Source organism: Blastococcus sp. LR1 (genome assembly GCF_020166105.1).
Taxonomy (GTDB): Bacteria; Actinomycetota; Actinomycetes; order Mycobacteriales; family Geodermatophilaceae; genus Blastococcus.
The window spans coordinates 246,581-268,040 of record NZ_JAIUJY010000003.1 but is presented as its reverse complement, the minus strand read 5'-3'; the positions used below and the strand labels follow the sequence as shown (position 1 = coordinate 268,040).

Sequence of the window (21,460 nt, the reverse complement as noted above, 5' to 3'; positions counted from 1 at the left end):
CTCGTGTGCGGCCCCGCCCGGCTCAGCCGAGGCGGGGCCCGATGTTCTCCGTCCAGACGTCGACGCCCAGCCGCAGGATCAGCGCGGTGACCACGACGAGGAACACGATCCGGATGAAGCGGCTGCCACGGGCGGTCGCGGTCCGGGCGCCCAGGTAGCCGCCGACCATGTTGGCCGCGCCCAGCAGCAGGCCCAGACCCCACAGCACCGAGCCGTGCGGGATGAAGAAGAGCAGCGCGCCGAGGTTGGTGGCGCAGTTGACGATCTTCGCCTTGGCGCTGGCGTTGAGGAAGTCGTAGCCCAGCAGCGAGACCATCGCGAAGACGAGGAAGGAGCCGGTGCCGGGGCCGAGGATCCCGTCGTAGAAGCCGATGACGAGGCCCAGCGCGGCGGCGACCCCGTGGTGCCGGCGGCCGGTGTGCCGCAGCGCGGTGACCTCACCCAGCGCCGGGCGGAACAGCGTGAACGCCCCGATGCCGATCAGCGCGACCACGATCACCGGCTTGAAGATGCTCGCCGGCAGCAGGGCCGCGACCGAGGCGCCGACGAAGCTGGAGGCCAGCGCCAGCCCCGCCATGGGCAGGGCGGTGCGCAGGTCGGGACGGACCCGCCGGTAGTAGGTGAGCGCGCTGGTGGAGGTGCCGAACACCGAGCCCAGCTTGTTGGTGGCCAGCGCCTGCACCGGGCTCATCCCCGGCACCAGCAACAGCGCCGGCAGCTGGATCAGCCCACCTCCGCCGACGACGGCGTCGACGAAGCCGGCCGTGAGACCGGCGAGCAGCACCAGCAGGAGCGTCGCGGTGGTCAGCCCCTCGGGGAACAGCTCCATCATCGACGGGTCGGGAGGACGGCGCGCACCGCTCGATCCTGCCCCACCCGCTCAGCCCGCCTCGGCCCAGGACCGGACGACGGCGACGTCGAGGGGGAAGTCGACCGGGAACCCGCCGAAGAGCAGCCGGCCCGCGGTTACTGCCGCGAGCCGCACCTCCTCGGCCACCTGCCCGGCCAGGTGCTCCGGGGTGTGCACCAGCACCTCGTCGTGCAGGAAGAAGACCAGGTGCGGCCGGTCCTCGATCCGGCCCTCCCCCGGTTGCTCCTCCCCCAGCCGCCAGAGCCGGTTGCGCAGGTCGGCCAGCCAACACAGCGCCCACTCCGCCGCCGTGCCCTGGACGACGAAGTTGCGGGTGAACCGGCCCCAGGCACGCCGCCGGCGGTCCTCCTCCTGCCGCGAGCCGGACGGCTCCGGCGGCTCCCCCAGGTCGGCCATCCGCTCGCCGCCGGGCACCGGCGATCCGCGGCCGAGCAGCGTGCGCACCACCTCGCCCCGCTCCCCCGCCCGCGCCGCCTCCTCGACCAGCGCGATCGCCGCCGGGTAGCGCCGGGTCAGCCGCGGCATCATCCGCCCGCTCTCCCCGCGGGTGCCGCCGTACATCGCGCCGAGGATGCCGAGCTTGGCCTCCGCCCGGGTGGCGACCGTGCCGGCGTCGACCATGCCCTGGTAGAGGTCGGTGGCCCGCGCGGCCTCGGCCATCGCCAGGTCCCCGCTCATCGCGGCCAGCACCCGCGGCTCCAGCTGCGCGACGTCGGCGACGACGAACCGCCAGCCCTCGTCGGCCACCGCAGCGGGGCGGATCTGGACCGGCACCGACAGGGCGCCGCCGCCGTTGGACGCCCACCGCCCGGTCACCACCCCACCGGGCAGGAACCAGGACCGGAACCGGCCGTCCCGCACCCACGTGTCGAGCCAGGACCAGCCGTTGGCGGTGAGCAGGCGGGCCAGCTTCTTGTACGCGAGCAGCGGAGCGACCACGGGGTGCTCGATCTGGACCAACGTCCAGGAGCGGGTGTCCTCGACCGGGAGCCCGGCGGTCTGCAGCGCGCGCAGCACCTCGACCGGGGAGTCGGGGTTGAGCGCCGGGGCGCCGAGCGCCGTCCGGATCTCGGCCGCCAGCCGTTCGAGCGCCGCGGGCCGGTGCCCGGCCACCGGCCGGGGACCGAGCTGCTCGGTGAGCAGCCGCTCGTGCAGGTCGGCCCGCCAGGGCAGCCCGGCGTGCGTCATCTCCGCAGCGACCAGCGCCCCGGAGGACTCCGCCGCCAGGAGCAGTTCCAGTCGGCGGCGCTCCGGGGAGGCGGCGAGGGTGGCCAGCTGCCGGTCGTGCTCGGCGACCGGGTCGAGCCGGTCGGCGGGATCGGCGAGCGGGAACAGCGCGGTATCGGTCTCGGTCACCGGCTGGAGCGCGTCCCACTCCGCGGTGGACGCGTCGGCGAGCAGCCGCTGGTCGGTGAACGGCGTCCGCCGCAGGATCGCGTGCTGCAGCCGCAGGTCGGCGCAGCGCGCCACGCGGACCCCCTGCGCCAGCAGCGCCGGGTACCAGCGGGTGGTGTCGTCCCAGACCCACCGCACCGGCGTCGCCTCGTGCTCCCGCACGAACGCGGGCAGGTCCGCGAGCGGCACGGAGGTCACCGACGCCTGCTCGTGGGCGTCCACGTCGTCCCCGCGGCGCACGAGGACGATCCGGTTCACCGCCGCAGTCTCGCCGACGCCTCCGACAGCCGCGCTGCCCGCCGGGCGCCCCGCGCGCAGACTGGCGGCGTGACCCCGGCACCGCGCGGCATCGTCCGCCTGCTCAACACCTCTGCGGGCCGGGTGCTGTGCCTCGCCGGTGAGATCGACGCGGCCACGGTCGACACGCACCTGCGGCGCTACGGCCGCGAGCCGATGCCGGTGGAGGTCGTCGACGCCGGTTCGGTGACCGGCATGTCGATGCCGGCGCTCGACCTCGTGCTGGACCACCTGGACGCCGCGGAGCGCGCCGGGCGTTCGATCCGGGTCCGCCGCTCCCCCGCCGCCGAGCGACTCCTGGCCGGCGCCGACCGCTAGCGTGCGCCCGTGCGCATGAAGCCGGGCCGCCCCGATCTCGGCCCTCTGGCCTCCCTCTTCGACGTCCCGTCCGCCGCGGACGGTCCCGCCGTCACCTTCCTCGGCGTCTCCACCCTGCTGTTCGACGACGGCGAGCACGCGGTGCTCACCGACGGGTTCTTCAGCCGGCCGTCCCTGCTGAAGGTCGGCCTGGGCCGGATCGCGCCCGACGCCGGCCGGATCGGCTCGGCGTTGGCCCGGCTGGGCCTGGACGACGAGCGGTCCCGGCTCCGCGCCGTCGTCCCCGTGCACACGCACTTCGACCACGCCCTGGACTCCGGGGTCGTCGCGCAGCGGACCGGCGCCGACCTGGTCGGCAGCGAGTCCGCGGCGTACGTGGGCCGCGGCGCGGGCCTGCCGGACGACCGGATCCACGTCGTCACCCCGGGCGCGCCGGTGGAGCTCGGCTCGTTCACCCTGACCTTCGTCGAGTCCGACCACTGCCCACCCGACCGCTACCCCGGCCGGATCTCCTCGCCGGTCGTCCCCCCGGTGCGCGCCGCCGCCTACCGCTGCGGCGAGGCGTGGTCCATCCACGTCGGGCACACCTCGGGCCGCACCGCGCTCGTCCAGGGCAGCGCCGGCTTCGTGCCGGGCGCGCTGGCCGGGATGAGCGCCGACGTCGCCTACCTCGGCGTCGGGCAGCTGGGCGTGCAGGACGAGGACCATCTCCGCGCCTACTGGGCCGAGACCGTGACGGCCGTGGGCGCCCGGACCGTGGTGCTGACCCACTGGGACGACTTCTTCCGCCCGCTCGACCGGCCGCTGCGCGCTCTCCCCTACGCCGGCGACGACCTCGACGTCACCCTCCGGGTGCTCGGCGAACTCGCCGCCGAGCAGCGGGTGGGCCTGCATCTGCCGACGGTCTGGCGTGGCGAGGACCCCTGGAGTGCGCGGGCCTGACCGGGCGGCTCGCCCGGTTCCGGAATGAACCGGGCCCTCGGTGGTATTTGCAACGAGTGAGAGGGCCAACGGCGGTCGCTCGAACCGCTGTCTTCCCCGAAAGGCCCCTCCGTGACGGTCACCGCGTCCGCTCCTTCGCACGTCGACGCCGCACCGCGTCCACCACGCACCGCCCGGCTCGCGCTCATGCTCGGCGCCTTCGTCGCCCTGGGCCCGCTCACCATCGACATGTACCTGCCGGCACTGCCGGAGATCCGGCGCCAGCTGGAGACGACGTCGGCCACCGTGCAGCTCACGCTGACCGGCACGCTCGTCGGCCTGGCCCTGGGTCAGCTGGTGATCGGCCCGCTGTCGGACGCGTTCGGCCGGAAGCGGCCGCTGCTCGCGGGCGCGGCCCTGCACGTGGTGGCCTCGCTGCTCGTGCTCGTGGCCCCCGGCATCGGCACCCTCGGGGTGCTGCGGGTGCTGCAGGGAGTCGGCACGGCGGCGGCGAGCGTCGTGGCCCTGGCCATCGTGCGCGACCTCTTCGAGGGCCGGGCCGCGGCCACCCTGCTGTCCCGGCTGTTCCTGGTGATGGGCGTCGCGCCGGTGCTGGCGCCGACCCTGGGCGGCGAGATCCTGCGCATCACCTCCTGGCGCGGGGTCTTCGCCGTGCTCGCCCTGTACGGCGTCATCGTGCTCGTCGTCGGCTCCCTCGCGCTGCGCGAGACCCTGCCGGCCGAGCGCCGTCGCGCCTTCGGCGTCGTCAGCACCCTGCGCACCTACCGGATGCTGCTCCGCGACCGCACCTACGTCGGCCTGATCCTCTCCGCCGGGCTCACCATGGCGGCGCTGTTCGCCTACGTCTCCGGGTCGTCGTTCGTCTACCAGCGGGAATTCGGCCTCGACGAGCAGCAGTTCGGCCTCCTGTTCGGTGCCGGCGCGGTGTGGCTGATCGCGGCCACGCAGCTCAACCCGGTGCTGCTCCGTCGCTGGTCTCCGGCGAAGATCCTGGTCACCGCCACCGTGGGCGGCACCGTCGCGGGCGCCGTGCTGCTCGCGATCGCCGCGACCGGCACCGGCGGCCTGTTCGGCGTGGCGATCCCCCTGTGGGCGGTGCTCTTCGCCACCGGGCTCGCCCTGCCCAACGGCCCGGCGCTCGCACTGTCGGGCTACGGGGAGTCGGCCGGCTCAGCCGCGGCGCTGCTCGGAGCGGTCCAGTTCGGCGTCGGCGCCGCCATCTCGCCACTGGTGGGCGTCCTGGGCAACGACGCCGTGGCGATGGGGATCGCGATCCTGGGCTCGCTGGCCCTTGCGGTGCTCGTGCTCCTCGCCATCCGGCCGTGGCGGCTGCCCGACCCGCAGGACGACGAGCTGGTCGTCGCCGGCCACTGAGCCGTCCTGGGCCGGGCCGTTCCTGGGCTCAGCCCGTGGAGATCTGGTTCGACCCGTCGTGCTCGACGTGCCGCACCGCCCGCGACGCGCTCGCCGGCGCCGGCGTGGACGTCACGCTGCGCCGGTATCTCGAGGCCCCGCCGACCGAGGCGGAGCTGCGGGCCGCCCTCACCGCGCTGGGACTGGAGCCCTGGGACATCACCGGGATGTCGGAGCCGCTGGCCCGGGAACTGGGGCTGCGGGCGCTGGCCCGGGACGCGACGCGTGGATCGCCGTCCTGGCCGCGCACCCGCGACTGATCCAGCGGCCGATCGTGCTCGCCGACGACGGCCGGGCGTGGGTGGCTCGGGACGGCGAGGCGCTGGCGGAGATCATCGCCACCGCCGGAGAGCTGATTACCCGCGAGCCGTCCGGGGGTAGGACGGACCGGTGACCCGCGAGCTGGACCCCGCCGACCCCGACACCCTCTACGCCGAGGGCCCGGTGGCGCCGGAGCCCCCGGACGACGACGTGCCCGAGACCTCGCCGCTGCCTGACTCCGGTGGGACCGGCCCGGGGCCGGACGACCTCGACCGGCTGCTCTGACGCCTGCGGGGAGGGGCGGGCGGGACCGGCCGCTGCAGTGGCCGGCCCCGCGGGCCGTCAGTTGTAGTTCACGTGCGGGTGGTCCATGTGGTTGGCCGTGCCGCTGCCCCGGTTCTCCATCATCTTCCAGGAGCCGTTGGGCGAGGAGAGCATGCGCTGCTCCCAGATGATGTAGTCGACGCCGAGCTCGCCCCAGTGCGCCACGTGGTAGGCCACGATCGCGTCGCCGAGGGCCGAGTCGGACATGACCATGTAGTCCACGGCGTTGCCCGACGGGTGGCCGCTGGGGTCGGCCGCGCTGGCCCGGGTGCCGCCCAGGGTGATCCGGTTGGCGCCCGGCACGTTGCTGACGACGGCGTTCGCGGCGGCCTGCGCCCGTGCGGAGATCGGGCCGGCGCTGTTGTTGATCTTGGCGACGACGCTGACGGCGGTCGACGCCGCGGCGACGGCGGCGCCCTGCGCCGACTGCTGCTTCGCGGCGGCCGCCTGGGCCTCGGCGGCGGCCTTGGCCTTCGCCTCGGCCTCGGCCTCGGCCGCGGCGCGGGCCTTCGCCTCCTCCTCGGCCTTCCGGCGGTCCAGCTCGGCCTGGTCGGCGGCGACCTGGGCCTGCAGGGCCTGGGTCTCGGCGGCCTCGCGGCTGCTCCGGCTGGAGGCGAGCTGCTCGAGGACCTGCACGTCCTCGGTCACGTCGGCCGGCCTGGACTGGGCGCTGAGGCCCAGCTCCGCGGCGACGCTGACCGATTGAGCGGAGCCGGCCTCGGCCTGCGCGGCCGGCTCGACGCCGATGAGCACGTTGACCAGGACGGCGCCGGCGGCGGCGACCCCGAGGTAGACGCCGGGCCGGCGGAGGGCGGTCGGCGGGGTGATGCGCGACCGCGCGGCGCGGCGGCCAGTGGTGGTGGTGCGGGGGTTCATGGGTTTCGAGTGCTCCGTGTCGTGCGTGCAGGCCGGCCCCCGGAGGGCGCGGGCGTGCGGCGGTCGTTCGGGCATCGGCGGCTGTCGTGGGCCGGAGCAGGGAGCACCTGGGAAGCGGCGAGAAGCCGGTCGAGCAGAAGGGCTCGGGGCGGTGCGCCCGTGGTCTCAGGGCGTTCGGAACGGCCGTGCGAGATCAGATCAGCGCGCACACCTGGATGCGGCGGGAGGCGGAGCGGGGTCGGACATCGGTGCAAGGGCACGCCATCCGGCGGCTCTCCGTTCTTTTCGGACCGCCACCCCGGATCAGCTGATCCGGCGTGAGCGGCGCCCGCTCGAACTCCCCGGACGGGGATGAAGCGACCGATCGGGCTCGGCCACGGTAACCGTCGTTATGCAGTCGTGACAATGCGAGGCGTTGATTTCGTCGACGTGACACGCGTCGCGGAGACCTCCAGCGGCCGGAGACGTGTACCGGACCGGCCGTCGGCACGGCTCGTCAGGCCCGGGGCCGAGGTCCCTCGGGAGGCGAGGATCCGCAGGTCGGGCGCCTGCACCCCCCGGGCGGGTGTGCGGCGCAGGTCACCTCGCGCAGGGGCTCAAGCACCGGGGGCATCCGTTCGATGGAGAACCGTGACCACCGTTGTCGAGCGATCGGACCAGGAGCGCGGACCATCCGCGGTCCTGCCCTCCGGCGACGGCGGCACCGGAGACCTGTGGGCCGCCGTGGCGGACCTGTCGGCGGCCGTGGCCGAGCTCGAGGTCGACTCGCGGTTCGACGGTGCGGACGTCGAGTCGCGCGCCGACCTCGCCGTGGCCGCCGCCCGCGAGCTCGGGCTGGTCGAGCTGGAGCTGCGCGCGACGCTCGTGCTCGCCGACCTCGAGCGCAAGCGCGGGAACGTCGCGGTCGCCGGACGCCGGGCCCGGGACGTGCTGCGCTGGGCGGGCGAGAACGACGCCCGCCACCTGCAGGCCCGGAGCCACTTCCTGCTGGCCGGGGCCTTCCAGGAGCTCGGCGACCTCTCCAGCGCGCTCGAGCACGCCGTCCGCTCGGCCGAGCTGCTCGGCCAGGACGCCCGCCCGGAACTGCGGGTCGACCACGACGCCCGACTCGCCGACTGCCTGGGACTCAACGGCGACCTTGCGGCCCGCGAGCGCTACGACCACGTCCTCGGCCTCGCCGAGGACCTCGGCGACATCCGCCGCCAGGTGGTGGTGCTCAACAACCGCGCCTACTGCGAGACGATCTTCGGTCACTACGAGGAGGCGCTGGTCTGGATCACCCGCCTGCAGACCGTCGCCGGGAACCACGACGTCGGTCTGCGCGGCGCCGAGCTCGACACCCTCGGGCGCGTGCTCATGGAGCTCGGCCGGTACGAGGAGGCCGAGGCGGCGATGCTGCCGGGCCTGCACCCGGAGGTGCTCGACGCCTCGCTCGCCGGGGACGCCGGTGCAGACTTCCTGCTCACCCTGGCCGAGCTGCGCCGGCGCCGTGGCCGCCTCGACCGGGCCCAGGAGAGCCTGGACGAGTGCGTCCGCCGGTGCGAGCTGCACGGGCTGACCGGGATCCGGGTCCGGGCGCGGAGGGAGCAGGCCGAGCTGCACGCGGCCGGCGGCCGGTACCGCGAGGCGTTCGAGGCGCACAAGCTCTACGCCGACGAGTGGATGGAGCTGCAGTCCACCGAGCGCGACGCCCGCGCACGGGCGCTGCAGGCGATGTACGAGACGACCGAGGCGCGCCAGCAGACACTGCGCTACCGGGAGCTGTCGCTCCGCGACCCGCTCACCGGGCTCTACAACCGCCGCTACGTCGACGACGAGCTGCCGCGCCTCCTGGCCGCCCCGGCGGCGGCCGACGGCGCCGTGACGGTGGCGCTGCTGGATCTCGACCACTTCAAGCGGATCAACGACACCTGCTCGCACGAGACCGGGGACCAGGTGCTGCGCACCGTCGCCGACCTCCTCCAGGAGATCGGCACCCCGGCCGACGACGGATCCTTCGTCGCCCGGCTGGGTGGCGAGGAGTTCCTCCTGGTCCTCGTCGGCCTCTCCCCGACGGCGGCCGCCCGGCACCTGGACGACGTCCGCCTCGGGCTGAGCAACCACCCCTGGGCTCCGATGACCGGCGACCTGCCGGTGACCGTGAGCATCGGCGCGGCCAGCACGGACACCCTGGTCTCCCCGACCCCGTCGGACATGCTCGCCCGCGCCGACGCGCGGCTCTACACCGCCAAGCGGCAGGGCCGGGACCGGGTCGTCAGCGAAGCCGGCTGATTCCCGGGGGCGTCAGCTCGGCTGGACGCCGAAGACGTTCGCCAGGCGCTCGATCTTGCGGGCCCGACCCAGCCGGGGCAGGTCGCTGCCGTCCCGGATGACCTGGCCGCGGGCGTCGAAGTCGGCGAGGAAGTCCCGCGCCCAGGCGACGTCGGACGGCGTCGGGCTGATGACCTCGTTGATGACCGGCAGCTGGTCCATGTCCAGGCACAGCTTCCCGGTGAGCCCGAGGGAGACGGTGACGGCGGTCTGCTCGCGCAGCACCGGGTGGCTGCTGCTCACCGTCGGCCCGTCGATCGGGCCGGGCAGCCCGCCGATCCGGCTGGCCACGACCAGGCGGGAGCGCGGATAGGCCATCGCGAGGTCGTCCGCGCTGGTGCCGGTGTCCCGCCGGTAGTCACCGCTGCCGAACGCGAGCCGGAAGGCGCCGCGGGCGCGGGCGATGTTCACCGACTCCTCGATGCCCAGCGCCGACTCCACCAGCGCCAGCACCGGGGTGGCGCCACCGAGGCGGTCGAAGGTCTCGGTCACGTGCTCCGCGGCCTCGGTCTTGGCCAGCATCACGCCGAGCAGCCCCGGAGCTCCGGCCAGGCCGGCGACGTCGTCGGCCCAGAACGGGCTGGCGTGGTCGTTGATCCGGACCCACGCCTTCTTCTCACCGTCGGCCAGCCAGCTCAGGACGCCGTCGCGGGCCTCGTCCTTGTGCGCCGGGTCGACGGCGTCCTCGATGTCCAGCACGATCTGATCGGCCCGCGACTCGTGCGCGACGTCGAAGAGCTCCGTGCGCGCGCCGTTGACCAGCAACCAGGACCGGGCGTCGTCGGGCCCGATCGTCCTCTGTCTTCCCACGTGCCCATCCTCGCCCCGAACCGGACTCCATGCGCGAAGCTCCCGCGTGGACGAGACGAACCTTCCGGTCAGCGGGAAGCCCGGGCGGCCCTCCGCACCCGGGCGGCGCGAACGCGCCTGCGGGCGGCTGCCGACCAGCGCAGTCGCGCGGGCGGTCGTCGGGGGGCGTTGTCAAGCTTCATCACAAACCTGTGCACAAGCCCCTGACCTGGGGATTCCTGCTGCACGCTCGGGCCATCTCGGCTAGGATTCGTACATACGTTCGAGTCGTCCGGGAGGTGTCGTGCAGCAGCTGCAGGTGTTGGGGTCGCTGCTCGACGAGATCTCGGGTGAGCGGCTGGAGGGGATGTTCGGCCCGCAGCTGCTGGAGCGGCTGAGCCCGCTGCTGACGTTGCAGAACCGGATCGCCGCGGAGGTGGCGCGGACCGTGCGGCAGTGCGAACTGGCCGATGCGGCGGAGTTCGACGGCAAGGCGTCGATGGCGTCCTGGCTGCGCGGGCACGCCCGGATGTCGCAGTCCGCAGCCGGTCATCTGGTGCGCAACGGCCGGGCGCTGGAGCACCTGCCCACGGTGGCTACCGCGTTCGCCGCCGGCACGATCTCGGCGGAAGCGGTGTCGGTGATCGCGCCGGCCGCCGCACCGAAGAACCTGACGGCCGCCGCCGAGCAGGGCGTCGATGTGGTCGCGGTCGAGGAGCTGCTCGCCGACGTTGCCCGCACCCAGTTCCACCCGCAGCTGCGCACCGCGGTCTCCCACTACCTCGACCGGCTGGATCCCGACGGCCCCGAACCCGACCCCACCGAGCAGCGGTCGCTGACCTGGGCCAAGCACTCCGACGGCTCCGTGACCGGCCGCTTGGAACTGGACGCGGTCGGCGGGGAGAAGGCGATGGCCGCGGTCGAGTCGATCGTGCAGGCCAACCGGCCCGCCGGAGATCTGAGAACCCGCGCCCAGCAGCAGGCCGACGCCTTCGTCCAGCTGTGTGACAACCAGCTCGCCGCCGGCACCCTGCCGACGCTGCGCACCTTCAAGCCGCACGTCGTGGTCACGATCCCGATCGAGGACCTGGTCGGCTCCGACACCGCCCACGCGACCGCCGACCTCGGGTTCGGCGCGACGATCTCCGCCGCACGCGCCCGGTGGCTGGCCTGCGACGGCAACGTCACCCGCATCGTCATCGGCCCCGAAAGCCAACCCCTCGAACAGGGCCGCAGCCACCGGATCGTCCCACCCCACCTGTGGCGAGCACTCACCGCCCGCGACCAGCACTGCGTCTTCGCCGGCTGCGACGCCCCGGCCCACTGGTGCGAGGCCCACCACCTCGTCCATTGGGCCCACGGCGGAGACACCGACCTGCACAACCTCGCCCTGCTGTGCGAACGCCACCATACGAAGGTCCACCACGGATTCCGGATCGAACGCGACGAATCCGGCCGATGGCACACCTACCGACCCGACGGCACCGAGATCCTGATCCTCCCGCGGATTACCGACGAGCAGGTCACCACCCGCGCCGGCTGACCGGTCGCGACGCCGTCGCCGTCGGCATCGGCTGACACCATGACGGGATGCTGCTCGCCGAGGTCGTGACCGCGTCCGATGCGGTGGCGGCCACCCGCGCTCGCAGGGCGAAGGCGACGGTGATCGCGGACATGCTCCGCCGAGCCGAGGCCGCCGAGGTGCCGGCTGTGACCGCCTGGCTCTCCGGCGAGCCGCTGCAGCGCCGGCTCGGTGTCGGCTGGCGCTCCCTCGCCGCGCTGACCGGTGGCGCCGCAGCGCAGTCATCGCTGTCGGTCGCCGCCGTCGACACCGCCTTCGCCGACCTGGCCGCCACGGCCGGTCCCGGGTCGGCCGCGCGGCGGGAGGAGCTGCTGCGCGGCCTGCTCTCGGGCGCCACCGGAGAGGAGCAGCGGTTCCTCGTCCGGCTCATCACCGGCGAGCTCCGGCAGGGCGCGCTCGAGGGGGTGGTGCTGGAGGCAGTGGCCGCGGCGTCCGGTGTCCCCGCTGCTGACGTCCGTCGGGCCTTCATGCTGTCGGGGAGCCTGCCGATCACATCCGCCACGGCGCTCTCCGGCGGCGCAGCAGCGCTGGCCGCCGTCGGCCTGGAGGTGGGGCGGCCCGTGCGCCCGATGCTGGCCAGCCCGGGCTCCTCACTCGACGCCGCGCTGGCCGACCTCGGACCCGACGTGACCGTGGAGTTCAAGCTCGATGGCGCCCGCATCCAGGTGCACCGGGCCGGCGATGAGGTCCGCGTCTGGACCCGATCGCTGCGGGAGGTGACCGGCGGCGTACCCGAGCTGGTGGAGCGGGTGCGGGCACTCCCCTGCCGCACCGTCGTCCTGGACGGCGAGACCCTCGCCCTGGACGACGACGGCCGGCCGCGGGCGTTCCAGGACACGATGAGCCGCTTCGGCAGCAGCGGGACGGACGCCGACGACGCCGGCGTGCTGCTCAGCCCCTTCTTCTTCGACCTGCTGCACCTCGATGGCCGCGACCTGCTCGACGAGCCGCTGCACGTCCGCCTCGACGCCCTCGCCGGGCTGCTCGCCGACGACGCCCACGCCCCGCTGCGCATGCCCGGTGCCCGCCGACCGGACGCCGAGCAGGCCGCCCGGGTGCTCGAGGACGCGCTCGACGACGGGCACGAGGGGGTCGTCGTCAAGGACCTCGCCGCGCCCTACGCAGCCGGCCGGCGCGGCAAGGCCTGGCAGAAGGTCAAGCCGGTGCACACCCTCGACCTCGTCGTCCTCGGCGCGGAGTGGGGCTACGGCCGACGCACCGGGAAGCTCTCCAACATCCACCTCGGCGCCCGCGACCCCGACGGCGGCGAGCCGGTGATGGTCGGCAAGACGTTCAAGGGCATGACCGACGAGCTGCTCGACTGGCAGACCGCCACGTTCCCCGGGCACGCGCGGGAGGAGACGCCCTGGGGTGTGCTCCTCGAGCCGGGGCTGGTGGTCGAGATCGCCGTGGACGGCGCCCAGCGCAGCTCCCGTTACCCCGGCGGCGTCGCCCTCCGCTTCGCGCGGGTGCTGCGCTACCGGCCGGACAAGACGCCGGCCGAGGCCGACACCCTCGAGGCGGTGCGGGCGCTGTTGGCCGGCGCGCCCTAGGCCGTCGCGGCCGCCACGCGCGGGGCGACCTCAGTGCCCAGCAGCTCGATGCCGCGGAGCAGGTCGGCGTGCGCCAGCCGCGGGTTGGTCATCTGGATGGCCACCCGGTCCACTCCCCCGAGCTGCCCGGCGATCCGCACCAGCTTCTCGGCCACCGCCTCCGGGTCGCCCATGAAGAAGGCGCCGTCGGGGCCGCTGGTCGCGTCGAACTGCGCCCGCGAGGGTGCGGCGAACCCGCGCTCGCGGGAGACCTTGGTGAACAGCTCGTTCCAGCCCGGGAAGATCGTGTCCGCGGCCGCCTTGGTGCTCTCGGCGACGAAGCCGAACACGTGCAGGCCGACCTGCAGCTGCTCCGGCGGGTGTCCGGCGTGCGCGCCCGCCCGGCGGTAGAGGTCGATCAGCGGCGCGAACTGCCGGGGCTCGCCGCCGATGATCGCGACCATCAGCGGCAGGCCGAGCAGCCCGGCCCGCGCGAAGGACTCCGGCGTCCCGCCGACGCCGACCCAGATCGGCAGCGGGTCCTGCAGCGGTCGCGGATAGATGCCCTGGCCGGTGAGCGGCGGCCGGTGGTTGCCCGACCAGGTGACGTGCTCGGAGTCCCGGATCGTGAGCAGAAGGTCCAGCTTCTCGGCGAACAGCTCGTCGTAGTCGGAGAGGCTCAGCCCAAAGAGCGGGAACGCCTCGGTGAACGAGCCGCGGCCGACCACCAGGTCGATGCGGCCCTTCGAGATGAGGTCGAGGGTCGCGAACTGCTGGAAGACCCGGACCGGGTCGGCGGCGCTGAGCACGGCGACGGCGCTGCCCAGCCGGATCCGCGAGGTGCGCGCCGCCGCCGCGGCGAGGATCACCGGCGGAGCGGAGTCGTAGTACTCGCTGCGGTGGTGCTCGCCGATGCCGAAGGAGTAGAGCCCCACCCGGTCGGCGAGCTCGATCTCCTCGAGCAGGTGCCCCATCCGCTCCTCGGGGCCGATCAGCCGGCCCGAGGCGGGGTCGGTCACGGCCGAGACGAAGCTGTCGACGCCGAGGTGCATGGAGTTCCTCCCAGGTCCTGCGGCGGGACGTCGACCGGCCGGCCGCCGACCCCCGCGGGTCGTCCAGCATTCAACCCCGCCGCCCACCGGACGGGCCTGCCGGTGGGGTGCCCTGACGCCGGTCGCGACACGCCCGACGGGATTTCGGACGAATCGATCACTGATCTCCGGGTAGCGGATGCCTAGCGGAACGTGACCGCGCCAGCGGGGGGCAAGTCGACTGGCAAGGAGGACACGTGCTCTCTGACCGATCCCGTCCCGTGATCGAGGCGACGCTGCCGGCAGTGGCCGACAACATCGAGGAGATCGCCACCCGCTTCTACGCCCACCTCTTCGGCGAGCACCCGGAGCTCTTCGACGGCGTCTTCAACCGCGGCAACCAGGCCGAGCGGACCCAGCAGCTGGCCCTCGCCGGCTCGGTGGCGGTCTTCGCGTCGTCGCTGCTCAAGGTGCCCGAGCAGCTGCCCGAGCACCTGCTCTCGCGCATCGCGCACAAGCACGCCTCGCTCGGCATCACGCCGGACCAGTACGACGTCGTCCACGAGCACCTGTTCTGGGCCATCGTCGACGTGCTCGGCACCGCGGTCACCCCCGAGGTCGCCGCCGCCTGGGACGAGGTCTACTGGCTGATGGCCTACGCCCTGATCAACCAGGAGCGCGGCCTGTACAGCGCCCGGGGGGTGCGCCCGGAGACGGTGTGGCGGGAGTGGGAGGTGGCCGAGAAGGTCTCCGAGACCGCCGACGTCGTCACCTTCCGGATGCGCAAGGTCTCCGACCGCCTGGTCAAGAGCTCGCTGCCCGGTCAGTACGTGACCGTCCAGGTGCCGATGCCCGACGGCGTCCGCCAGCCCCGGCAGTACAGCCTGACCCGTGCCGACGACGACGAGCACCGCCAGTTCTCCGTCAAGCGGGTGCACGGCGGCGACAAGCCGGACGGCGAGGTGTCGAACCACCTCTGCGACCGGGTGCAGGTCGGCGACCGGCTGACGCTGTCGGTGCCCTTCGGCGACGTCGTCCTGGACGACTCCGGCCGCCCGGTGGTCTTCGCGAGCGCGGGGATCGGCATCACCCCGATGGCCGGGATGCTGTCCCACCTCGCCGCGGCGGGCTCGCGGCTGCCGGTGACGCTGCTGCACGCCGACGTCGACGAGGAGTCGTTCGCGCTGCGGACCCAGGTGCTCGACGACCTGCGCGCGCTGTCCGGCGGGACCGCGCACGTCTGGTTCGAGCGGGGCGCCGCGAGCAGCCTGCCGGCCGAGGTGCACGCCGGGGCGATGGACCTCGACGCCGTCGACCTGCCCGAGGGGGCGCTCTACTACCTCTGCGGCCCGCTGCCGTTCATGCAGGCCGTGCGCAGCGCGCTGCTCGACCGGGGCGTCGCCGCCCGCGACATCCAGTACGAGGTGTTCGGCCCCGACCTCTGGCAGGCCGACCTCGCCACCGAGGAGAGCCCCGGGGCCGAGGCTCCCGGCCGGCACGCCGCCGCGGTCGGCTGACCGGCCGCATCCACCCGAGGAGATCCGCGTGGACATCCCCGCGATGCGCACCAACTTCGCCAAGGCAGCGGCGACCGGCGACGAGGCGCCGCTGTACTTCTACTCGCACCTGTTCCTCAGCCATCCCGAGACCCGGCAGATGTTCCCCGTCTCGATGGCGCATCAGCGGGACCGGTTCTTCGCCGCACTGGGCGACGTCGTCACCCGCGTCGACGACCTGGACGCGCTCGTGCCGATCCTCCAGCAGCTGGGCCGGGACCACCGCAAGTTCGGGGTGCTGCCGGCGCACTACCCGGCCGCCGGGGCCAGCCTGCTGGCGACGCTCGAGCACTTCGACGACGAGTGGAACCCGGAGCTGGCCAAGAGCTGGGCCGAGGCCTACGACGTCGTCGCCACCGTGATGATCCAGGCGGCCGAGGAGGCGGCGGGCTCGCCCCCGTGGTGGGACGCCGACGTCGTCGGGCACGAGCGCCGCACCGTGGACGTCGCCGTCCTGCGGATCCGGCCGCACACCCGCTACGACTACCTCGCCGGGCAGTCGCTCTCCCTGGAGAGCGACCTGCGGCCCCGGCTGTGGAGGTACTACTCCCCCGCCAACGCCCCGCGGCCCGACGGGCTGATCGAGCTGCACGTCAAGGCCCGCGACGGCGGCCCGGTCAGCTCCGCGCTGGTGCGCAGCGTCGGAGTGGGCGACGTGCTCCGGCTGGGACCGCCGGTCGGCCACCTCGGCCTGGACCCGGAGTCCGACCGGGACCTGCTGCTGGTCGCCGGTGGGATGGGCGTGGCACCGCTGAAGGCGATGGTCGATCAGGTCGCCCGGCAGGGTCCGCCCCGGCGGGTGGACCTGTTCGCCGGGTTCCGCACCGAGGACCAGGTGCACGACCGGGCCGACCTGGAACGCCTGGCGCAGGAGAACCCGTGGCTGACCGTCACCCTCGCCGTCTCCGACGACCCGACGTCGGAGCTGGCGCAGGGACCGGTCGCCGACGTCGTCCTCCGTGCCGGCCCCTGGACGAGCCGGGAGGTCTGCATCGCCGGCCCCGAACCGATGGTCGCGGAGACGGTGTCCCGGCTCCGCGAGCACGGCGTTCCACCGAACCGCATGTCCAGCGAGGTATTCGCCCCCAGCCGACCGGGGCCCAGTGTTGACGGAGAGGTGACCGAATGAGCAGCGCAGCGAGCAGCACCGGGAACGCCGACCGGGGGCTCACGCCCGCCGACCTGCAGCAGGTGCGCTTCTCGCGCGCCTCGATGCTGCACCCGGGCTACGTCGAGAGCGAGGTCGACCGGGTGATGCACCGGGCCGCCGAGGGGCTGTCCCGGCACATCGCCGAGAAGGCCCAGCTCCGCGAACAGGTGCGCACCCTGCAGGCGCAGCTGGACGGCGCCCCAGCGTCCGAGCCGCCCAGCGACCAGGCGGTGCGCATCCTCGCCAGCGCCCAGCAGACGGCCGACAACTACGTGGCCGAGGCGGAGGCGTTCAGCCGGGCGGTGACCGGCGAGGCGCGCGCGCAGTACGAGGAGGCGGTCCGGCTGGCCCGGGAGAACGCGGGGGCGATCCTCCAGGCCGCCCAGGAGGCCGCGGCCCGGCTGACCGGCCCCGCCCCCGCCGGTTCCGACGCGGGCGGGCGCACCGTGGCCGAGCTCGAGGAGCGGGTGGCCTACCTCAAGGCGTTCGGCCAGGCGTGCCGGACGCAGCTGCGCTCCTACCTGGAGGCGCTGCTGAGCGACGTCGAGCACGAGTGGGGTTCCGCCGATCCGGGCGCCCTGCCGGCCCCGCCCCGTCCGCCGGCCCAGCGCTCAGCGCCCGAGGGCGAGCAGGACCGTCCGACGACGTTCGTCGCCAACACCGCGGCGGAGGACCCGGCTCAGACCTCCGCGACCTCGTAGGTGTGCCCGGCGGCGCGCAGCCGCTCCACGAGCACCTCGCCCAGGGCCGTCGCCGGCGTCAGCGAGCCGGCGACGGCGGGCAGGCGGTCGCCGTCCACGGCGAGGGCCAGGGCGCTCTCGCCGAGCATGACGGCGGTGGCCGCGTAGCCGGGGTCACCCGGGCCGGCGGCGGTCGCCCGGTAGCGGCGACCGTCCTCGGCGGTGGCGTCGACGACCATCCGGAACCAGCCCTTCTCCCGGGCCGCCTCGCCGGGCCCGGTGCCGGGCGCCGGGAGCACGCGGTCCAGCAGCGCGCGGGTCGGCGCCAGGCTCATGGCGCCCAGCACGGCGCCGAGCCCGGCGGTGATCCCGGTGGCGGCGACCGCACCCAGCGGCCCGCGGCCGGTGCCCATGACCTCGCCGTAGGCCATCCCCCGCCCGTAGGCCCAGGCCTGCAGCGCGTTGCTCCGTCGCACGATGCGGCTGTTGAACGGCGCCATGACGAAGGGCGCCGTCCACCGCCCGTCCGGCGCCCGCGCGGGCAGGCCGGCGTCCCGTGGCTGCCGCGTGTCCGGCTCCGCCGACCGCTCCGGGCTCAGCGCGAACGGGTCGCCCACCACGCGGCGCAGCGCCGGGTCCGCCTGCAGCGCCTCCACCTGCGCGCGCATCGAGTCGATCGTCCCGCCACTGAACCCGCCGCGCGCCGTCGCGACCAGCTGCACGTCGCGCAGGCCTCCCGCGCCGTCGGCCCGCGCCCGTTCGGCCAGCAGGAAGGTGCTCAGGTCCGACGGGATGGAGTCGTAGCCGCAGGCGTGCACGATGCGCGCGCCGGTCTCCGCCGCGACGGCGCCGTAGCGGTCGATCGCGTCGCGCACGAAGAGCACCTCACCGGTGAGGTCGGCGTAGTGCGTGCCGGCCGTGGCGCAGGCCTCCACCACGGGCAGGCCGTACCGGGCGTAGGGGCCGACGGTCGTGACCAGGACCCGGGTGCTCTCCGCGAGTGCGCGCAGCGACTCGGCGTCGGTGGAGTCCGCCACGACGAGCGCCCAGTCGCGGCCGCCCGCGGGCAACCCCGCCCGCACCTCCTCCAGCCGGCTTCGCGACCGTCCGGCCAGCGCGATCCGGAGCCCGTCCGGGGCGGATCCGGCCAGGTAGCCGGCGAGGAGTCGCCCGACGAAGCCGCTGGCTCCGTAGAGGACGAGGTCGAAGGTCCGTGCACCGTCCGCTGCCATGGGCCCCATCCTGTCCTGTGCCGCGCGTCCCGGCAGACGGCGGACCTCGATCCCGGCCAGGTCACGGGCAGGTCACGGTCCATCACAGAGGTCACTCGGCACCCAGGGGTGCACAAGTCGGCGGCCGATCCTGCCGATTGAGGGCGCATGGCAGCTCGGCTCGCAACGGTGCGGTCCTCGACTCGGCGGCAGTTCGCTCCCGAGCAGGCGGCGTCCCCCTGGTGGCGCGACGCGGTCGTCTACCAGGTCTACCTCCGCTCGTTCGCCGACGGGAACGGCGACGGCATCGGTGACCTGGCCGGCCTGCGCGCCCGCCTCCCGTACCTGAACTGGCTGGGCGTCGACGCGCTCTGGATCAACCCGCACTACCCCTCGGGCGGCGCCGACGGCGGCTACGACATCAGCGACTACCGCGCCGTCGACCCCGAGTACGGCGACGTCGCCGACCTCGAGGCCCTCGTCGAGGACGCCCGCGCCCTCGGCCTCAAGGTGCTGCTCGACGTCGTTCCCAACCACACCTCCGACCAGCACCCCTGGTTCCAGGCCGCGCTGGCCGACCCCGACTCCCCCGAGGCCTCGCGCTACCACTTCGCGCCCGCGTCGGAGGAGCCGCCGAACAACTGGCGCTCGCTGTTCGGCGGGCCGGCCTGGTCCCGCACCCCGGACGGCCGCTGGTACCTGCACCTGTTCGCCCCGGAGCAGCCCGACCTCAACTGGCGCGACCCCGCCGTCGCCGAGGACTTCGAGCGCACGCTGCGCTTCTGGCTCGACCGCGGGGTGGACGGGTTCCGCGTCGACGTCGCCTACGGGCTGTTCAAGGACGCCGACCTGCGGAACAACCCGGGCGAGTACTCCCCCACCCTGTTCGGGCACGGCCCGGAGCAGGCCATGACCTGGAACCAGCCCGAGGTGCACGACGTCTGGCGCCGCTGGCGCGCCGTGTGCGACGAGTACCCCGGCACCATGCTCGTCGGCGAGGTCTGCCTGGCCGACCCGGCGGAGATCGCCCTCTACTCCCGGCCCGACGAGATGCACCAGGCGTTCTCCTTCCGGCTGCTGAAGTCCGGCTGGTCGGCCGAGTCGTTCGCCGACGGCGTGCGCAGCGCGCTGGACGCGTTCGGCAAGGTCGGCGCGCCGGTCTCCTGGGTGCTCGGCAACCACGACAAGGACCGCCAGGTGACGCGCTTCGGCGGCGGTGAGGTGGGCGACGCCCGCGCCCGGGCGGCGGCCCTGCTCAAGCTCGCCCTGCCCGGCTCGGCCTACATCTACGCCGGCGACGAGCTGGGCCTCCCCCAGGCCGACGTGCCGGACGCGGCCAAGAAGGACCCGATCTTCCACCGCAGCGGCGGCGAGCGCAGCGGCCGCGACGGCTGCCGCGTGCCGATGCCGTGGAACGCCACTCCGGGCGTGGGCTTCTCCCCCCGCGGCTCGGCCCAGCCGTGGCTGCCGATCCCGGCCGACTGGCGGCGCTACGCGGTCTCCCGTCAGGCCCGCGACGACAGGTCGATGCTGAACCTCTACCGCCAGGCGCTCGCCGTCCGCGCGGAGCACCCCGCGCTGGGCTCGGGCGAGGCGACGGTGAGCCGCCGGGGTGAGGTCCTCACCGTGCGCAGCACCGCGGAGGGCCGCTCGGTGCGGTGCGTGATCAACATGGGCGACCACCCGGTGCTGGTCCGGACGGCGGGCACGCTGCTGCTCTCCTCGGCGCCGCAGGTCACGCACACGTCCCGCCGTTCGCTGGCGCTGCCGGCCGACACCGCCGTCTGGATCGCGGAGGACTGACCGGCCTCAACCCGGCCGGTTCGCCTTCCCGTCCAGGTGCAGCACCGTCGACTCGTCGCGGTGCGAGCCGGTGCTGCCCACGTGCTTGTCGCTGATCGCGGGGCCGTTCTTCAGCACGGAGAAGAAGGCCATGGCGTGCCCGCGACCGATGCCGTGCTCGTCGGCGAGCCATGCGACGACGTCCCCGGCCTTGCTGGTGGGCCCGAAGCCGCGGTCGGCGGCGAGGTCGAGCAGCTCGCGCGGGGTCCTGCCCGTCTTCGTCTCGATGGCGTCGAGGTAGGCCTGGAAGGACATCGGTGCTCCTGAGGTCAGCGGGGCGTCGCAGCGGGTCGTCGGAGTGCCGACGCTCCCGGCCGGCAGAACTCATCGCTCAGGCGCTGACCTCCTCGTGGGTGTTCACCCCGGGGATGCGGCGCACCGACCCCCAGCCGAACCGGGCCCACACCACGAGCAGCGCCGCTCCGGCGACGGCGCCCAGGCTGTCCCGGACCAGGTCGCCGTTGGTGTCGTCGTTGCCCTCGGACAGGTTCGTGCCCAGCCAGGCGTCGGACCGCCACTCGTAGATCTCCCAGAGGGCGCCGATCGTGATGCCCAGTGCCGCGGTGACGACGGCGATGCCCACGTAGTGCCGCAGGTGCGTCTCCTGCCGGGGATCGGGGACGACGTCGAGCCGCGCGAGCGCGATGTAGACGACCGGCGCGGTGAGCATCGGCAGCGTGACGTGCACGAGGTCGTCGAAGCGCACGAACCGGTCGTAGAGGCCCCACACCTCGCCGAAGCCCTGCAGCGTCATGCCCACCGTGACCGACAGGTCGTAGACCCGCGGCAGGTTCACCGCACGGGCGGCGAGCGTCACCGCCGCCATGACGGCCAGGACCGCGGCCGATCCGCTGTCGCCGGCGAGCGCGTACCAGACCGCGCCGCCCACCAGCAGCAATCGCAGGACGTCGATCCCGTCCCTGACCAGCGGAGTCCAGTCCCCCAGCACCACCCGACGCGTGTCCACGGCCGACGGCTACCCCTCGAGACGCCCGGCGCAATCCGTCGGCATCGACACATCCGGATCGGGCTCCGGATCCGAAGACCTGCACGACGACGGCGCCAGGGCTTGCCCCGGAC

The 21,460-nt window shown here is 74.1% G+C and carries 20 protein-coding genes; 12 read left to right on the top strand and 8 right to left on the bottom strand.

Going from position 1 to position 21,460, the window contains the following annotated elements:
• Nucleotides 1–22: 22 nt before the first annotated feature.
• Nucleotides 23–832: a TSUP family transporter gene (locus LBW97_RS10030; RefSeq protein ID WP_224499284.1), complete on the bottom strand. Its 810-nt coding sequence runs from the start codon at nucleotides 830–832 to the stop codon at nucleotides 23–25.
• A 48-nt stretch (nucleotides 833–880) separates the two neighbouring features.
• Complete coding sequence (locus LBW97_RS10025; protein ID WP_224499283.1) at nucleotides 881–2,524, bottom strand: bifunctional 3'-5' exonuclease/DNA polymerase; 1,644 nt, start codon at nucleotides 2,522–2,524, stop codon at nucleotides 881–883.
• Nucleotides 2,525–2,593: 69 nt separating this feature from the next.
• Here LBW97_RS10025 and LBW97_RS10020 point away from each other — a divergent pair, with 69 nt between their 5' ends.
• From LBW97_RS10020 to LBW97_RS10000, 5 genes are all read left to right on the top strand, one after another.
• A complete protein-coding gene (locus LBW97_RS10020; RefSeq protein WP_224499282.1) occupies nucleotides 2,594–2,881 on the top strand; it encodes a hypothetical protein in 288 nt (95 codons plus the stop codon).
• Between the two features lie 9 nt (nucleotides 2,882–2,890).
• Nucleotides 2,891–3,823 (top strand): MBL fold metallo-hydrolase, encoded by a 933-nt coding sequence (locus LBW97_RS10015; RefSeq protein WP_224499281.1) that lies wholly within the window; start codon nucleotides 2,891–2,893, stop codon nucleotides 3,821–3,823.
• Nucleotides 3,824–3,934: 111 nt separating this feature from the next.
• Nucleotides 3,935–5,197, top strand: a complete 1,263-nt coding sequence (locus LBW97_RS10010; protein WP_224499280.1) for a multidrug effflux MFS transporter — start codon at nucleotides 3,935–3,937, stop codon at nucleotides 5,195–5,197.
• 35 nt (nucleotides 5,198–5,232) lie between these two features.
• Nucleotides 5,233–5,496 carry a hypothetical protein gene (locus LBW97_RS10005; protein WP_224499279.1) on the top strand — a complete coding sequence of 88 codons (264 nt, stop codon included), beginning with the start codon at nucleotides 5,233–5,235 and terminating at the stop codon, nucleotides 5,494–5,496.
• A 130-nt stretch (nucleotides 5,497–5,626) separates the two neighbouring features.
• Nucleotides 5,627–5,782 carry a hypothetical protein gene (locus tag LBW97_RS10000; protein WP_224499278.1) on the top strand — a complete coding sequence of 52 codons (156 nt, stop codon included), beginning with the start codon at nucleotides 5,627–5,629 and terminating at the stop codon, nucleotides 5,780–5,782.
• A 57-nt stretch (nucleotides 5,783–5,839) separates the two neighbouring features.
• Here LBW97_RS10000 and LBW97_RS09995 read toward each other — a convergent pair whose 3' ends face one another.
• Entirely contained in the window at nucleotides 5,840–6,697 is an 858-nt protein-coding gene (locus LBW97_RS09995; protein ID WP_224499277.1) for a hypothetical protein, read from the bottom strand.
• Nucleotides 6,698–7,327: 630 nt separating this feature from the next.
• Here LBW97_RS09995 and LBW97_RS09990 point away from each other — a divergent pair.
• Nucleotides 7,328–8,968, top strand: coding sequence for a GGDEF domain-containing protein (locus tag LBW97_RS09990; RefSeq protein ID WP_224499276.1), 1,641 nt, complete (start codon nucleotides 7,328–7,330; stop codon nucleotides 8,966–8,968).
• A 12-nt stretch (nucleotides 8,969–8,980) separates the two neighbouring features.
• On the opposite strand, the gene LBW97_RS09985 is transcribed toward LBW97_RS09990, so the two are convergent.
• Entirely contained in the window at nucleotides 8,981–9,817 is an 837-nt protein-coding gene (locus tag LBW97_RS09985; protein WP_224499275.1) for a CoA ester lyase, read from the bottom strand.
• A 283-nt stretch (nucleotides 9,818–10,100) separates the two neighbouring features.
• On the opposite strand from LBW97_RS09985, the gene LBW97_RS09980 reads away from it, so the two are divergent.
• Nucleotides 10,101–11,339 carry an HNH endonuclease signature motif containing protein gene (locus tag LBW97_RS09980; RefSeq protein WP_224499274.1) on the top strand — a complete coding sequence of 413 codons (1,239 nt, stop codon included), beginning with the start codon at nucleotides 10,101–10,103 and terminating at the stop codon, nucleotides 11,337–11,339.
• 47 nt (nucleotides 11,340–11,386) lie between these two features.
• Nucleotides 11,387–12,931, top strand: a complete 1,545-nt coding sequence (locus tag LBW97_RS09975; protein WP_224499273.1) for an ATP-dependent DNA ligase — start codon at nucleotides 11,387–11,389, stop codon at nucleotides 12,929–12,931.
• Here LBW97_RS09975 and LBW97_RS09970 read toward each other — a convergent pair.
• A complete protein-coding gene (locus LBW97_RS09970) occupies nucleotides 12,928–13,962 on the bottom strand; it encodes an LLM class flavin-dependent oxidoreductase (protein WP_224499272.1) in 1,035 nt (344 codons plus the stop codon). The two genes, LBW97_RS09975 and LBW97_RS09970, sit on opposite strands and share 4 nt — an antisense overlap.
• A gap of 236 nt (nucleotides 13,963–14,198) precedes the next feature.
• Between LBW97_RS09970 and LBW97_RS09965 the strand changes: the two genes are divergently transcribed.
• Genes LBW97_RS09965 through LBW97_RS09955 form a run of 3 tightly spaced genes read left to right on the top strand, consistent with a single transcriptional unit; the run spans nucleotide 14,199 to nucleotide 17,348 of the window.
• Nucleotides 14,199–15,458, top strand: coding sequence for an FAD-binding oxidoreductase (locus LBW97_RS09965; RefSeq protein WP_224499271.1), 1,260 nt, complete (start codon nucleotides 14,199–14,201; stop codon nucleotides 15,456–15,458).
• A 28-nt stretch (nucleotides 15,459–15,486) separates the two neighbouring features.
• Nucleotides 15,487–16,626, top strand: a complete 1,140-nt coding sequence (locus LBW97_RS09960) for a globin domain-containing protein (RefSeq protein WP_224499270.1) — start codon at nucleotides 15,487–15,489, stop codon at nucleotides 16,624–16,626.
• Nucleotides 16,623–17,348 (top strand): DivIVA domain-containing protein, encoded by a 726-nt coding sequence (locus tag LBW97_RS09955; protein ID WP_224499269.1) that lies wholly within the window; start codon nucleotides 16,623–16,625, stop codon nucleotides 17,346–17,348. Before LBW97_RS09960 ends, LBW97_RS09955 begins: the two co-directional genes overlap by 4 nt.
• On the opposite strand, the gene LBW97_RS09950 is transcribed toward LBW97_RS09955, so the two are convergent.
• Nucleotides 17,327–18,559 carry a trans-acting enoyl reductase family protein gene (locus LBW97_RS09950; RefSeq protein ID WP_224499268.1) on the bottom strand — a complete coding sequence of 411 codons (1,233 nt, stop codon included), beginning with the start codon at nucleotides 18,557–18,559 and terminating at the stop codon, nucleotides 17,327–17,329. The two genes, LBW97_RS09955 and LBW97_RS09950, sit on opposite strands and share 22 nt — an antisense overlap.
• 147 nt (nucleotides 18,560–18,706) lie before the next feature.
• Between LBW97_RS09950 and LBW97_RS09945 the strand changes: the two genes are divergently transcribed.
• Complete coding sequence (locus LBW97_RS09945; RefSeq protein WP_224499267.1) at nucleotides 18,707–20,341, top strand: glycoside hydrolase family 13 protein; 1,635 nt, start codon at nucleotides 18,707–18,709, stop codon at nucleotides 20,339–20,341.
• Between the two features lie 6 nt (nucleotides 20,342–20,347).
• Here LBW97_RS09945 and LBW97_RS09940 read toward each other — a convergent pair whose 3' ends face one another.
• Nucleotides 20,348–20,635, bottom strand: a complete 288-nt coding sequence (locus tag LBW97_RS09940) for a DUF4287 domain-containing protein (RefSeq protein ID WP_224499266.1) — start codon at nucleotides 20,633–20,635, stop codon at nucleotides 20,348–20,350.
• Between the two features lie 76 nt (nucleotides 20,636–20,711).
• Nucleotides 20,712–21,347 carry a hypothetical protein gene (locus LBW97_RS09935; RefSeq protein WP_224499265.1) on the bottom strand — a complete coding sequence of 212 codons (636 nt, stop codon included), beginning with the start codon at nucleotides 21,345–21,347 and terminating at the stop codon, nucleotides 20,712–20,714.
• Between the last annotated feature and the right edge of the window lie 113 nt (nucleotides 21,348–21,460).

Coding starts and splice junctions, on each gene's coding strand:
- LBW97_RS09970 (WP_224499272.1), bottom strand. CDS start 13,962: ATGCACCTCGGCGTCGACAGCTTCGTCTCGGCCGTGACCGACCCCGCC.
- LBW97_RS09995 (WP_224499277.1), bottom strand. CDS start 6,697: ATGAACCCCCGCACCACCACCACTGGCCGCCGCGCCGCGCGGTCGCGC.
- LBW97_RS09955 (WP_224499269.1), top strand. CDS start 16,623: ATGAGCAGCGCAGCGAGCAGCACCGGGAACGCCGACCGGGGGCTCACG.
- LBW97_RS09940 (WP_224499266.1), bottom strand. CDS start 20,635: ATGTCCTTCCAGGCCTACCTCGACGCCATCGAGACGAAGACGGGCAGG.
- LBW97_RS10030 (WP_224499284.1), bottom strand. CDS start 832: ATGATGGAGCTGTTCCCCGAGGGGCTGACCACCGCGACGCTCCTGCTG.
- LBW97_RS09975 (WP_224499273.1), top strand. CDS start 11,387: ATGCTGCTCGCCGAGGTCGTGACCGCGTCCGATGCGGTGGCGGCCACC.
- LBW97_RS09950 (WP_224499268.1), bottom strand. CDS start 18,559: ATGGCAGCGGACGGTGCACGGACCTTCGACCTCGTCCTCTACGGAGCC.
- LBW97_RS09945 (WP_224499267.1), top strand. CDS start 18,707: ATGGCAGCTCGGCTCGCAACGGTGCGGTCCTCGACTCGGCGGCAGTTC.